Source organism: Paenibacillus plantarum (assembly GCF_013141695.1).
GTDB lineage: Bacteria > Bacillota > Bacilli > Paenibacillales > NBRC-103111 > Paenibacillus_E > Paenibacillus_E plantarum.
In genome coordinates, this window is the sequence record NZ_WHNY01000092.1 from 161,436 (window position 1) to 175,961 (window position 14,526).

At 45.1% G+C, this 14,526-nt stretch carries 12 protein-coding genes; 1 reads left to right on the forward strand and 11 read right to left on the reverse strand.

Annotated elements, in window-relative coordinates; translation table 11 throughout:
- Positions 1 to 2: 2 nt before the first annotated feature.
- The 10 genes from GC096_RS36850 to GC096_RS36895 form a co-directional block, all read right to left on the reverse strand.
- Positions 3 to 2,873 (reverse strand): ABC transporter permease, encoded by a 2,871-nt coding sequence (locus tag GC096_RS36850; RefSeq protein ID WP_171638017.1) that lies wholly within the window; start codon positions 2,871 to 2,873, stop codon positions 3 to 5.
- Between the two features lie 64 nt (positions 2,874 to 2,937).
- Positions 2,938 to 3,978 (reverse strand): efflux RND transporter periplasmic adaptor subunit, encoded by a 1,041-nt coding sequence (locus GC096_RS36855; protein ID WP_171638082.1) that lies wholly within the window; start codon positions 3,976 to 3,978, stop codon positions 2,938 to 2,940.
- Complete coding sequence (locus GC096_RS36860) at positions 3,968 to 4,657, reverse strand: ABC transporter ATP-binding protein (RefSeq protein ID WP_171638019.1); 690 nt, start codon at positions 4,655 to 4,657, stop codon at positions 3,968 to 3,970. The genes GC096_RS36855 and GC096_RS36860 overlap by 11 nt, the downstream gene beginning before the upstream one ends.
- Positions 4,658 to 4,808: 151 nt before the next feature.
- Positions 4,809 to 6,377 (reverse strand): response regulator, encoded by a 1,569-nt coding sequence (locus tag GC096_RS36865; protein ID WP_171638021.1) that lies wholly within the window; start codon positions 6,375 to 6,377, stop codon positions 4,809 to 4,811.
- 7 nt (positions 6,378 to 6,384) lie between these two features.
- Positions 6,385 to 8,139: a sensor histidine kinase gene (locus tag GC096_RS36870; RefSeq protein WP_171638023.1), complete on the reverse strand. Its 1,755-nt coding sequence runs from the start codon at positions 8,137 to 8,139 to the stop codon at positions 6,385 to 6,387.
- Between the two features lie 461 nt (positions 8,140 to 8,600).
- Positions 8,601 to 9,332 (reverse strand): amino acid ABC transporter ATP-binding protein, encoded by a 732-nt coding sequence (locus GC096_RS36875; RefSeq protein WP_171638025.1) that lies wholly within the window; start codon positions 9,330 to 9,332, stop codon positions 8,601 to 8,603.
- Between the two features lies 1 nt (position 9,333).
- Positions 9,334 to 9,981, reverse strand: a complete 648-nt coding sequence (locus GC096_RS36880) for an amino acid ABC transporter permease (RefSeq protein WP_056624247.1) — start codon at positions 9,979 to 9,981, stop codon at positions 9,334 to 9,336.
- Positions 9,982 to 10,064: 83 nt separating this feature from the next.
- Positions 10,065 to 10,853, reverse strand: a complete 789-nt coding sequence (locus GC096_RS36885) for a basic amino acid ABC transporter substrate-binding protein (RefSeq protein WP_376769555.1) — start codon at positions 10,851 to 10,853, stop codon at positions 10,065 to 10,067.
- A 226-nt stretch (positions 10,854 to 11,079) separates the two neighbouring features.
- Positions 11,080 to 11,382, reverse strand: a complete 303-nt coding sequence (locus GC096_RS36890) for a YunC family protein (RefSeq protein ID WP_056624253.1) — start codon at positions 11,380 to 11,382, stop codon at positions 11,080 to 11,082.
- A 400-nt stretch (positions 11,383 to 11,782) separates the two neighbouring features.
- Complete coding sequence (locus tag GC096_RS36895) at positions 11,783 to 11,968, reverse strand: hypothetical protein (protein ID WP_171638028.1); 186 nt, start codon at positions 11,966 to 11,968, stop codon at positions 11,783 to 11,785.
- A gap of 151 nt (positions 11,969 to 12,119) precedes the next feature.
- Here GC096_RS36895 and GC096_RS36900 point away from each other — a divergent pair, with 151 nt between their 5' ends.
- Positions 12,120 to 12,614 (forward strand): hypothetical protein, encoded by a 495-nt coding sequence (locus tag GC096_RS36900; protein ID WP_246303251.1) that lies wholly within the window; start codon positions 12,120 to 12,122, stop codon positions 12,612 to 12,614.
- A gap of 42 nt (positions 12,615 to 12,656) precedes the next feature.
- Here the strand turns inward: GC096_RS36900 and GC096_RS36905 are convergent, their stop codons facing one another.
- Positions 12,657 to 14,516: a putative bifunctional diguanylate cyclase/phosphodiesterase gene (locus tag GC096_RS36905; RefSeq protein ID WP_312886420.1), complete on the reverse strand. Its 1,860-nt coding sequence runs from the start codon at positions 14,514 to 14,516 to the stop codon at positions 12,657 to 12,659.
- Between the last annotated feature and the right edge of the window lie 10 nt (positions 14,517 to 14,526).

The following is a 14,526-nucleotide window of genomic DNA, read 5'->3' on the forward strand; positions in this document are numbered from 1 at the left end:
ACCTAATCCTCCCCAAGCTTAACAGCTTGATGAATCTTAATTCTGGAGAGCATCGTGCCGAGCAGCAGCAATCCAAGCCCAATCATGATCGTAACGATCATATATAAGTGAAGCTGATCTTTCGGATCAAAGCTGACTTGAAAAGGTGGCACTTGGCTTGACGAATCGAACGTTAACTGGAATAAAGGAACGAACAAGCGGCTAGCCACGTTCCCTGTAATCATACCAATCAGCACGCCGGCCCCCGACGTTAGAAGCTGCTCGGCGACTAGCATTCCGATCAATTGTCTATAGGAAATTCCCATAGCACGAAGCACACCAAATTGTAAGATCTGGCCATACAACGAGAGTACCCAGTACAGAAGAAATCCAATGAAGCTGATGCCAATTGCGATCAGGAATCCAAGCGTCATAACACCATTCACTGCCAGTTGGAAGGGATCGTTCTTCGACCGAATCACCATCATATTCGTATCCACTAGGCGTGTGACTGAGATGCGCTTCTGCTCCAATGCTTCATATAAGGCTTGACTTGTCATTCCCGGCTTCAGCTTTAGCCACACATCATAAGGCTCTACAGCTAAATTATTTTGGATATAAGAAAGATGGCCAATGACGAGTTTCGGTGCATCTGTTTTGCTTCCTGAACTCGATGAGGCCGTTAAGATCGGATTCGGATTCCAGCTAGGCCAATAATCAATGATGCCATAAATCACCGATGTAGCGCCTTCCACATCATTCCAGCCGATTCGAATGACATCTCCCACTTTGGCTCCCGTTTCCTCGGCGATGGACCTAGAGATCAGCACTGCTTTGGAATCCGTAGCCAAAACGTTCAGGTAGTCATAGAAATGGTGATCTAACAAATGATCACGGAACCAAGCTGTATGGCCGAAATCATCGGTATCAATCCCCATGAGCGCCGTTTTTTTCGTATCTTTGCCAATGGAAATATACGCATCTTCTTTTTTAAATACCCTTGCTGCTGACTCTACACCGGCCAATTGTGCGAACGGCATGAACGGAGGTTCTACATATTGGACGCGTTTCTTTCCTCCGCCTTCGCTGCCTTGCGGTTTCGCTTCCTCGAATCCTGGCGGACCAGATTGTGGAGGCGGCGCATCATTATCCCATGCGGTTTGCAAGACGATGTCCGATCCATTCTTATACTGAATTTTCTCTTCCACATTCTTATTCATCGTTCTTGCTGCGCTCGCGCTAAAAATCCCCGTAGCCAATGTCATAATAATAAATAACATGATGAATTGATACTGGGTGGTTGATCTCCCCACTTGCAACAACGTTGAATATAAGTAGGGCGGCCACCATTTTCGACCGATTGCATAGATTAGTTTAATGATCCAAGGATAGATCCTGAGCAGAAAGAGCCCCATAGCGAATATGAAAAAGGCGGGGACGACGAATAAAAGCGGATCAACCTTCATGTCCAGAGAATCTAACCCTAGAGCATTTAAATCATCCATCCGTCGCTTAAAGCTTTGCAAGAGATACATCGAAACGGCTAATAAGGCGACATCTAGATATATTTTATGGACAAAAGAAAGCTTATTCTTCCTCGCGAGTGTTTGTTTATGACCCACTATGCTCACCCGTGTCGCGAGTACGGCAGGAATGAGCACCATACCAACCGAAGCAATTACTGCAATTAATCCGTACTGGTATGCCTCTTGACCTAGCTTAACTTCAATGGCGGCACGCTGCACGAACGACAGAAAACCATTCGAAGCACCCAAGACCTTCGTTAATTGGAGCCCTACAAAAGGACCGATGATTAGCGCAATTCCACCAAGTAGAATACCTTCAATCACATACCCAATCATGATTTGAGCTCGGCTTGCTCCTCGACTTCGCAGCACAGCAATTTCAGTTTTCTGCCGATCGGTAATCAAATTTGCCACCATAAATAAATAGAAAGCAAGTAAAATACATACAGGCACATTCAATGACCATAACAGGATACGGAGCTTCTTCTCTTTCTCCCCATAGGATTGTAAGGTGAGTACCGTTGTATTACTGGATGTATACGTTTCTAAATTCCGACTAAAATAGTCATCCATTTCCTTCTGAGTCGCGATAAATGTGTCAATACCCTCTAACTTCAGTTGATGATAATCCAGGACGACACTCCAGTATGAAAACTGATCCATAAAATTACTGCTTTTCGTAAAATCTTGTTCAAATAAGGCAGATGGAATGAAAAATCTTGAATTCAGATCCTTCATCGTATTCGTCCAATATAGATCAGTGGAATCTGCCCGATCAATCACGGCAACCGGTTTAATTCGGATAGTGGTCTTCAAACCATCGTCGACGATGGTGAGTTCATTGCCTAATACGATTTTCTGCTTCGTCAACAACTCTGAAAATACCCAAGCCTCATAAACACCGTTCACAGGCTTTGTGGAAGGCATGACGCCATCAACAAGACGAATATGCTTTTCCAAATCGGTCATAGCAGCGATTTCGCCATACCTATCTACCTTGGGATCTAATTTATTTGGATCGCTAGGTGTAAGTTTATACGTCTTGGTGCCCCTGGTTACCGTAGAAAGCAGAATCGGTAAATCAAAACGCTTACTCATATCAGTCATGAGCGCATCGGTTTCCGCTAATCGTTTATCGCCTTCTTTGGATTTGCCAAAGTAAGCTTGGTTCGCTACAAGTCCTGGATACTTCTGTGTATTCGTTTGTTGAACTTCCAAGTCTTTGATCAACATACGTTGCAAAATGGCATGCGTATAAATCGGCATGGAGCTCGCAAGGGCGACAGAAATAATTAACCCTAGTAATAAACTTAGCTCTAACCAACGGTTCTTTGCCATTTTGCGGAGAATCATCAGTAATAAAGCCATTGTAATCCTCCTAAAAGTTTTGCTTAAGCAAAACTAGCATTGTAAGCATTATCCTTCAAGTGTGCTAATTATTTAAAATGACGTTCTGGCCTTCGGTTAACCCCGTTCGGATTTCCACTTCCGTAGCGGAGACAAGCCCCTTCTCGACATCGACTTCTTTACGGCTCTCACCATTCAGTACTTGCACATAATCTCGACCTAGATAGGAACGAAGACCTGTTCTTGGGATAATTAGGATGTTATCACGTTTCTCTACGATGATCGTCATATCACCAGATGCCCCGATCTCTGCGCCAGCTGTGCCTTCTGGAATCCCTACAATGATCGTTTTGGCATTACGCTCAGCTATCTGCTTATTATCAGTTCGAGGAGCACTTGAAGGGGTCTGCAGCACTTTACCTGGCACCACAGTTACATTAGATCCGAACTTCACTTCCACGTTCATCCCCACTTCAATGCCTGTAAGCGTTCCACTATCCGGTGCTTCATAAAATAACTGCAGCTTACTTGGATCTGACACAACGACTAGCGTACTGTAAGCATCCACCATATTTCCTTGTTGAGCTTCCGTCACGTAGGTAACGATGCCTCCGTCTTCAGCCGTTAATTTGGTTTTCGCCAATTCAATTTGTAGATTGGTTAGCTGCAGCTGCGCTGCTTCCACATCGATAGCCTTAAGACGAATAGACCACTCTTGATCAGTCGAAGTCGAGGACATCTTAACTTGTGTATAAGCGATCTGAGCCTTCTCCAAATTCAATTTCTGCAAGGCAATTTTCGTTTCTAAATCACCCTGCTCTAGTTCCGCAAGCACATCTCCCTGCTTCACGATATCCCCAGATTTGACACGTAATCCAGCAAGTCGATGACCCGATTCTTTAAAAAAATAATTAGTCGTTCTGCTCGATCTTAGTGTCGCCATCGCACTGACTTTCCTCGTGATGGAGCCTTTCTTCACTTCATACAGCTCAAAATTTTCTTTGACCGGCTTCACCAAAGGCGGCTTCAACGCTTCTTCTTCTTTGGGCAGCAACGAGCAGCCAGCAAGTATGAAAAGGGCACCAGTTAGCAGCACAAGCCTTGATGCGATTTTATTAACCTTCATCGACAATGGAACCATCCTCCAATGCATAAACTTCATCTACAATTTCCATAATCGCCAGATCATGCGTAGTCAAAATTATGGTCATCCCTTCCTTCACCAAATCCTTGAACAGTTTGAGAATCTGAAGCCCCATTCGACTATCTAACTCCGCCGTAGGTTCATCTGCCAGAATCAGCTTAGGCTTATGAGCAATCGCTCTTGCTATGGCAACTCGCTGTTGTTCTCCGCCAGATAGTTCATAGGGTCGATGTTTCATTCTCGCTTTTAACCCCACGAATTGCAGTGCCTCTTCAGCAAGCGTCCTATATTGACTGGGAGGTACACCCGATATACGCAAACCAAACTCAACATTTTCGTAAGCAGACATATACGGCACTAAGGCAAACGATTGGAAAATAAGCCCGATTTGCTTCCGTCTCAGTTCATTTCGCTTGGATTCAGAGAGTGTGCTGATCTCCATTCCTTCCAAGTAAACGGCACCTTCAGACGGATGATCCAAGGCGCCTATGATGTTAAGTAACGTTGTTTTCCCTGAACCGGATCTTCCACGCAAGGCTACGAGTCTGCCTCTGGGGATCGAGAGATTCGCTCCGCGCAAGGCATGAACCGCACCTGACCCCTTTCCAAATACACGTGTTACACCAATGGCTTGCACCATAGGAACCTGATTGTCCTGCATAGTCAAAGTGAACACCTCATCTTTATGCTAATCCTGCATCTTCTCAATAAATGTAAACCTTTACATAACAAATAAACAGACTGCCTTTGTTGGAAAAGGTGTCTGTTTGTTCGTTTTTGTGAGTCCATATTAACTTAGGGGAAATACCGGTCTAATTCGGCTTCTCGAACTCTTTCGGTGAACAACCGACAACACGCTTGAACGTTTTGGCAAATGTTTTGGCATCAGGAAAGCCTACAGCGTCCGCTATTTCATATACTTTCATTTCGCCCGCACGCAGCCTCCGCTTCGCTTCTTCCATTCGAATTCGAGTCAGCGTTTCACTTAGAGATTCTCCGATTTCCTTGCTATATAAATCACTTAGATAGCTGCGGCTAAGCCTGACATGATCAGCCATATCCGATGTACTGATCGGTGAGGCATAATTCTCTCGCATATACGTGAGTACCTTCCGGATAAACGGATTGGTGGAGCGATGCTTCTGATCGTTTCCAAGCGCTAGTTGATGCTCGCTGAGCGTGCTCATCGCTTGCAGAAGAAACAACTTCACCTGTTCAAAGCTGGTGCATGGCTGAAGTGTTTTGTTATGTACGAACAACTCTTCATAGCGATCTATCTCCGCATAGCCGCGTTCACGAGCATAACCCGCGGCAAGCGCAAGCAGCTCTTGGATAAAAGACAGCACCCGCTCCTTCGCTGGACGTTGCTCCCTCAGTCTCGCGCAGAGAACGTCCGCGTGATGCAGATACCCTTCGCTGTTATCGTGCACGATACAGCGCAGCAGGTCGCTGCGTATGTCATACGGCAGCGCTGTGGTTGGCTTGCTTGCGGCCTCCGGCGCAAGCACAATTCGGCGATTCCGGCTCATGCCGTAGAATCGCTCGTGCAGCTGCTGCGCGTGAAGCGCCGCAGCAGGCTGCACATCTTGGAGCCGGCGGAGGACGACGCCGGCTCCGATGAACCAGTCCGGCGCGTCTGCGAGCCGGACCTGCGCAGCGCGCTCGAGCGCTGCGGCAGCGGCGAGGGCGCCGCCGTCTGCTGCTGCTGCTGCCGGCATGAGCAGCAGCACGCTGTCCGCGGCCAGCGGCAGCGCCGCGAGGCAGCCGGTCCAGCGCCAGCCCGTGGCAGCGGCGCTGGCACCGGTGTGCAGCAGCAGGCTGACTAGGCTGCTAGCTGCTGCATCTGCCCTTGAGCTGCCTGCTGCTGCGCCGAACAGCTCAGCCTGCAGCTCTGCTTCGCCCACTCCCGACTGCAGATAGGCCTGCAGTCGGGTCGATAGCTGCATCTGCAGGGTCGAGGCGAGCTCCAGCTCTCGCAGCCCCTGCTCCCTTCGCTCATTTCGCTGTATTTCCAGATCGCGCTTAACGCCAACCAAGATGTCCATTAACGACTCGGGCTCCATCGTTGGTTTCAGAATATAGTCTTTGGCTCCCAGCTTCATCGCTTCTTTGACATAAGTGAAGTCATCCATACAGCTCAGGACAACGCTGCTGATCGGTCTTGAACATTCTTTGAGCTTTCGGATTAAGGCTAAGCCATCCATTCGAGGCATAATGAGATCAGTTATGACGATATCGATATGTAAGGCCTCAATAAGCTCATAGGCTTCCATGCCATCCTCTGCATCACCCGCATATGTAAAGCCGAAATGTTCCCAATCTACCAGCTCTCGCAAACCTTGCCGAATGATAGGTTCATCATCCACCACAAGCACATTCATCTACGCTTCACTCCTCACCTTGATGAATGGGAAGAAACATGCGAACCGTGGTTCCTTCTCCGGGTTTACTGCTAATATGCATTTTGTACTCGGGTCCATAGATCAGTTTTATTTTCTCTCGAATATGTGAAATCCCCACACCGCTCATGCGCTCCTTCAGCATACGATCAGCCTGCGCACCTCCAGTTCCAGTTGCAGCTATCGCATTCCAAACGGAGCCGCCCTCTTCAACCTGCATGCCAACCCCATTATCTTCCACTTGGCAAAATAATAGATCGCGATCTAACCATGTCCGAATCGTAATCATGCCTTCACGCTTGGTTGGACCAATACCGTGAATGATCGCGTTCTCCACCAGCGGTTGTAAGAGCATCCTGGGAACTAAACAACCTAATGTGATGTCATCTACTTGCATGTCCATCTGAATGCGATCCCCGTAACGAAATCGTTGAATTTCCATGTAATCATGCGTTAAACCAATTTCATCACGTAAAGTGATAAAGTCTCCTTTTTTACCTAAGCTAGCTTGCAAAAGGCGAACTAACGCACTAACCACCTCTGAGATCTGAGGTGTCTTATGGATTTTGGCCACCCATTTGATCGTATTCAATGTATTGTAAAGAAAGTGGGGGTTCAATTGATAATGGAGTGCTTCCATTTCCGCTTCTTTCTTCAGGGATTCCTCCCGCTTCACCTGCTTAATTAAATCTTCCATTCGATTCAACATCTGATTGTAGCTCTCGCCTACTTGCGTCCAGTCATCCGAACTTTTGAACGTCCAATAAGCCCTCAGATCGCCTCGCTCTGCACGATTCATTAGTGCTTTCAGAACATAAAGCGGCTTCGTCACAGCGTTGATAAAGAGGAGCAACCCACCTAGGCTAAGTGCGATTACGAAAGTGATGAGGGCGATGAGCCAAGTACGGTAGTTAGGAAATACATCTAGAAGGCCCACTGGCATAGGCGCTTCATAATACGATAACCACGGAATATTTCCAGTTACCTCCAATTGTTTCACTGAACGAATCATCTTCCCGTCCCTATACACGCTGTCAACTGGCGGACCTGCTCCTTGCAGCAAATCCCCAGTGTAAACACCTTCTCGATACAGCACCCGTTGATCTGGATCCATCAATATATAGGTATGTGTTGGACTCTTTACTGCGAACTCCTTCCACACCTTATTCATATTCAACCAAACTGTAAGCTTACCAAGTTCTTGCGTACTTGAACTGTCTATAATTGACTCCGAATAGGTCATTAGATAGGCGTTATTACGACTTGATTCTTCTCCTATCGGCTCAAAACGTTCGTTCGTACGTTTCACTTGTGTAACGAATGCTCCATCCGTTTCCCCCGTATGCGCACATATCGTTCTATTGGTTGACTGAACGGTCAGACATGCCTGCTCGATATAACGTGTATGTATCGTTTGCTCGGATAACAAGTTATTCACATAGGTACTCAGTTCTTTGGCAGCCTGTGAAGAAGCATCGTTGAGTTTCGTATAAGAAATTAGGCCGTAGTCCGCTGCGTGTCGATGTGCCATCTCCGCTGTATAGCGTAATTCTTGCTGTAACCCTGTGATGATTTGATCATGTTGTACGTCCACGGCATGCATGGCCGTTTTGTCCATGTAAGATGTGAACTGCTGATAGCCCACATACAGCACAAGTCCTACTGGCAAGGAAATCGCCAGAAATACATAGAGAAACACACGAAGTTGGAAGCGATTCGTGAGGTGAGAGAACAACGATGGCATACGTCACCTTTCATTTTCGATTGGAATGTTATCTGAATAAACTTATTTTCTATCATAGCATATTGGAAATTTTTGTAGCTTCATTTTTTTGCTTGAAATGCTATTTGCCTATAAGTGCTAAATGCACGCTACACGATCTATATAGTTGTATTAACTGTAAAACATACAGCTGTTTCCGAGCATATTCCTCGAAATCTCGACTTAACTGGAAAACATGTAGTTAAAACCGCCTCTTTTGTTCAAATCGAATAAAATGGTTAAAATTAACTGTAGGAAATCCATCTATTCTTCGTTTCATCGGTAATTCCAAGAATTTAACTGTATAGAATCCATCTAATCGCTGGGAGCACACGGTCCCGCACAAGTTTCACACAGGATCCCCTCTCCATCCCCCAGCTCTACTCGCTACTAACTTACGCAAAAAAGGCCCGCGCATGGCGCGAGCCTCCTCATCTATTTCACTATAGTACTTTGGACAAAAACGATTTCGTACGTTCCTGAGTCGGCGCCTCAAAAATTTGTTTCGGAGGGCCTTCCTCGACAATAACACCTTGCTCCATGAACATGACACGATCGCCTACCTCACGCGCAAAGCCCATTTCATGCGTCACGACAATCATTGTCATACCTTCTTTGGCCAACTGTTTCATAACCGCAAGCACTTCGCCGACCATCTCTGGATCAAGTGCGGAAGTTGGTTCATCGAACAACATGATCTTCGGCTCCATCGCAAGTGCACGTGCAATCGCAACACGCTGCGCCTGACCACCGGATAAAGAATCCGGAAGTGCGTTTGCTTTGTCTGCGAGTCCAACTTTGGCCAAAAGCTCCAAAGCTTTCTTCCGTGCTTTATCCTCCGGCCATTTCCGTACCTGGATTGGCGCAAGCATAATATTATCAATAACCTTCATATGAGGGAATAAGTGAAACCGCTGAAAAACCATCCCTAATTCCATGCGGATCTCGTTAATTTTGTTCGCAGGGTCCATGAGATTGCGACCATCAATCGTGATCGTTCCACCATTGGGCTGCTCCAGCAGATTCAAGCAACGTAAGAACGTAGATTTCCCGGATCCAGAAGGGCCAATTACAACCAGCACCTCTTGGTGCCGAATTTCCGTACTAATGTCACGAAGAACAACGTTATCTCCGAACGCTTTTTTCAAGTTCTTTACTTCGATTAAAGCCGTCATATTATACTCTCCTTTCGATATAGCCAAGAAGCTTGCTAAGAGAGTAAGTAAGAATGAAATAAATAAGTGCAGCTGTCAAATACGGTTCCCATACTTTGAAATATTGGCTGCGCATCGCGTTCGACCAATACATCAACTCAGGCGCCGCGATAATGGCGAACAACGAAGAATCCTTGATAAGTACGATGAATTCATTCCCGAAAGGCGGAATCATCCGTTTGATCGCTTGCGGTAAAATAACCGATTTCATCGTTTGGAAATGCGTCATACCCAGAGAATGCGCGGCTTCGGTCTGGCCTTTATCAATCGATTGAATACCTGCACGGAAAATCTCCGCCATATATCCCGCTGAATTCAAGGACAATGCCACGATGGAAGCAATGATGGGGTTCGTCGACCCTAAAAACAAAGGAACGACCCCAAAGTGAACAAGCAATATTTGAACCAGCAACGGAGTGCCGCGGAAGAAGTTAACATATATGCTTGTCGGCCATCTCAAATAGCCGCGGTGTGACATTTTACCTAAACCAACTGCCAGACCCAATACAGACCCGAAACAGATAGAGAGAATGGAAATACCAATCGTCCATAGCGTTCCTTTCAGCAGCAAGGGGACATAATCAAGAATAATATCAAACCGAAAATCCATTCCACACTTCCTTTCCCTTAATTATTCTGCTACTTACAGAAGAAAAGCATGCGTAAGGTTAAGTCACGCATGCTTTTGAACTTTTATTTTTGATCGAGCAATTTCTTCGTATCAGGCTCTTGACCGAACCATTTTTTGTACACTGTTGCATAAGTGCCGTTCTCAATTACTTTTTTGATCGCGGGATCCAGCTTCGCTTTCAGGTCGCTGCCTTTAGGAAGCAAGATGCCGTAGTACTCGGATTCGAAGTTTTTGCTGTCAGATATCGAAACGAATTTTTTGTTTGGATTGTTTTTAACATACTCACGAATAATAGCAATATCCGCAACAACCGCGTCTACACCGTTACTTTCAAGTTCCATCAAGGCGAGCGTGTTATTATCCATACGTTTGAGTGACTTATTATCAGCACCCATAATTTTCGTCATAAGCGTATCCGCCGTTGTAGAGATTTGAACCGCTACTTTCTTATCTTTCAAATCAACTGCCGTTTTGATCGGGCTGCCTTCTTTAACAAGAATCATATTCGTTGACTCGAAATAAGGAGCTGTATAATCATACGTTTGTTTACGCTCATCCGTAATGGATACGCTGGAAATACCTGCTTGATACTCTTTACCTTGTTGAACACTCGTCAACATCGTATCCCAACCCGTGTTCGTAATGCTATAAGCTAGACCTGCTTCTTTCATCACTTCAGCAAGGAAGTCGATATCAAAGCCAGCTACCTTGTCTTTATCCATATATTCCATCGGTGCATAAGCTGCATCTGTTGCAAATTTAACTTTCGTGCCACCACTATCTTTGGAGCCACAACCTGCCATTGTTATAACTAAAGCTGCTGCTACCACAGAAATCATTAATTTTTTCATCATTTTTCCCCCGCTCTATGTAATGGACGAATCATATATTAACACTTGGTCAATAAAATAACAACACTTTTATGTGTAAAAAAAGCAAGGAAATTGCAGGAAATATGAATTTATATGCATTTTCAGATTCATGCACAGATAGCACACACAACTTTGTCATCATGCATGATGCAAAAAAACGCTTAGGTCTTAGAGACCCAAGCGCTCGAGCTTGCCGTTACATGATTTACATCATTTTAAGTATCGCTTCTCTTCCAGTCATCCCTGCTACAATACCTAAGTCTTCCGCCGTATAGGTTACTGATTCAAGCGGTGCTTCCAAAAGCTCCTCGATCGTTCGAACCCCGGTAGCTCGCGCCGCTACAATATTCCTGTCACTTAATCGCTCGTTGAGCAGCGCCACATCAAGGGCGCCACACATAATATAGCCTTTATCCGTTGTCACCACTAGCAAGGTCGTCTTCGGCAATTTGACCTCTATCGCGATTGCTGTATGTCCTTCAAGAAGAATGGGTTCTACGCGCATCATGCTCTGCACAGCTCCTCTTCGCAGTCTTACGGTAGTATATGCGCCTGCGGCTAGTACGGTGTGAGGTCACTGTAAAGATTCTGTGTGTTTTTTCATAACCGCATTAGCGCTCTCCGTTCGGCTTGAGGTCTACATACTGGACAAACGCCAACAACTCTTCCTTGTTCGTCTGAATAGAAACTCAGCTTCTTTTCCTTTTTACGACAAAACGAACACATTTGCTTATTCACTTTGGATACTCGCTTCCCGTGAAGTGACATCTGTATAATCTTCGTCGTCTCAACTTTATCTTTAATTCTAAAAGTTAGTCTATAAATCAAAAGAAGCACACTCAATAGGATGATAACAAGTACGATCCATTTCATAGCGCAACCTTCCTTCATGCCATATTCTTTCAGGTTTACTGCAGATGGAAATCTGTTGTTGCTTTAATCATGCGAATTTTTTCTTTCTGTTCTTTAATAACGTCTTCATACACGTTTAATTGCCTTACAAATAAAGCATATTCCTCTTCTGCTTCTTTGAGAATGGCTTCTGCCTCCATCAATTTTAATCTCAAATCTTCTCTCGCCGTATAATCATCCAATGCAGTACCTCCGTAAAAATGATTTATTTTCTCTACTCGAATTTACTCGAAATTACTCGGGGGAAGAGCCATTTATGAAAACGAGGCTACATTTGAATATGATATCATGATATAGTTAAGATGAGTGCGATTTCAGTGCAGTTAGGAGGCTATGATGAACCAACGGGATTCAAACACAAGTCCGAAGAATGGACATTTATTCACCGTAGAGATTTTAATTGAAGATCAGACCAATGGCCTAGCAATGGAAAAGCTCCTTCATTTGTTAAATGTAGACGCGATCAAAGATTATCAAATCCTTAAAGGTATCCAGCTCGGTCAACTTATTGAATTGAATACGAAACAAGGAAGTCCCGCTTCCTTACATACAAATAAAAAAGCTGGCGCTCCTACGCCAACCTCAACTGGCAGAACGAACCCCACTGAAGCCGCAAAACACATAGTTGAGCAGTTAGAGAGTTTCAAGACGAACAATACCTTGATTCGTTTGACGGTGATCAAAGCGCAAGGAATTAAACTAAACCTCCCTTGTCGAATCCTCAATTTTGACGCGAGCAGCCAGAATGTGACTGTCTATCATGTTGATGAGAAGAAGGTATATCTGTTCAAGTTAAATGAAATTGATGACTACGTAGCAACAAATTGAATAAAAGGTACCCTTGCTAACGATCTGCATGGGTACCTTTTTCTATTCTCTTGAGGCAGCTGCAACTGAAATGCCATACCTGAGCATATGCTCCAGCTCTAAACGATCAACAGGGGGACTAAACCAATAACCTTGAACCTCATTGCATCGATTTTGATATAAGAATTTCAATTGATCTTCGGTCTCTACACCTTCTGCGATAACTTTCAGATTCAAATGGTGCGTCATGGCTATAATCGTGGCAACAATGGCCGCGTCATTCGGATCTACCATGATATCGCGGACGAAGGAGCGGTCAATCTTCAGCTTATCAATCGGAAATTTCTTCAAATAATAGAGCGAACTATAGCCTGTACCGAAGTCGTCGATACTCACATTCACACCAAGTTCTTTCAATTCAAGCAGGGATTGAATGGCATGATCCACATCCATCGTCATACTTTCCGTAATTTCCAACTCCAAATATTGCGGATCCAGCTCGGTCTGCTCAAGAACATGCCTTATTTTCCCTTTGAGATTATGCTGGAAAAACTGTCGCATCGATAAATTCACTGAGATCGGAATAGGGGCGTACCCTTCAGACTGCCATGTTTTGTTTTGCTTACAAGCCGCGCGGAGCACCCACTCGCCAATCGGTACGATCAATCCACTTTCTTCCGCTAATGGGATAAAATGATTAGGCATAACCATCCCCTTGTCCGGGTGATTCCACCGAATTAATGCTTCTACACCAACAATTCGCCCCGATCCTATATCCACCTGTGGCTGGTAGTACAATACGAACTCTTCATTAACTAACGCTCTGCGCAGCTCATTCTCCAGCCTCAAACGATTGATAGAAACAGATTTCATATCCGAATTGAATATCTGAAAATCGTTTCGCCCTTTCTCTTTGGCCCGGGCTAATGCAATATCCGCATATTTCATCAATTCGTCAGCCTCACCTGTATCTTCCGAAGAAATGGCGACACCTATACTTGCCGTGACATGCAGCTCATATTGTTCAAGGAGGAAGGGCTTCTCCAAGACACGATTGATTTCAGCAATAACGGTCATCACATCATTCACATCTTCTACATTGGAATAGTAAAAGGCAAACTCGTCACCTTCCGTACGCGCCAAGAAATCCTCAGCGGTCAAACAGCGAGTGAACCGTTCTGCGAGTTGAAGTAGCAGCATGTTGCCATAGTCATGCCCAAAGCTATCATTTACAAGTTTGAAGCGATCAATATCCAAATAAAACACTGCGACCTTATGTCCTTCTACTTTACAAAGACGCAGTCGTTCGTCCAAACGATCTTTAAATAACCGGCGATTCGGAAGCCCCGTCATATCATCGTAATAGGCCATATAGCGGACTTGCTCATCGCCACGTTTACGTTCCGTAATGTCCTGACAAATCAGAATATTACCTTTGGAATGGTGATGGATATCGACAGGAACAGCTGTGACGTGCAAATCGACACGATAACCGCGCTGATGCAGTACCGACGTATCAAAGGTATATGGAATTCCGTTGCGACTTTGCTGCAATTGCCACTCGGTTGTCTCCAACTGCTCTTCCGTTACAATGCCTGTAAAAGGTTGATGCATTAGATCTGTAACTGAGTATCCCAGAATCGATTCTACCGCTTGATTCATACGAATAAATTTACCTTCATCATTAAAAATCCCGATCGCATTGGGATTATGTTCAAATAGCGAATCCAGTACACTTAGATACGCATGATCTCTCGGGAGTTCCTTGGGTATCGGCGGTTGTCGCAGCGAATTCTTAGCACGCAATACGTAAAGTAGTGCGAGTGCGCCCAAGAGACAAATCCATGGGGCGTACGGCTTTACGAAAATGCTAACGCATATGGCTACGACGACATATACGCCAATATAGAGCCGATTGTTCACGAATTCGCCT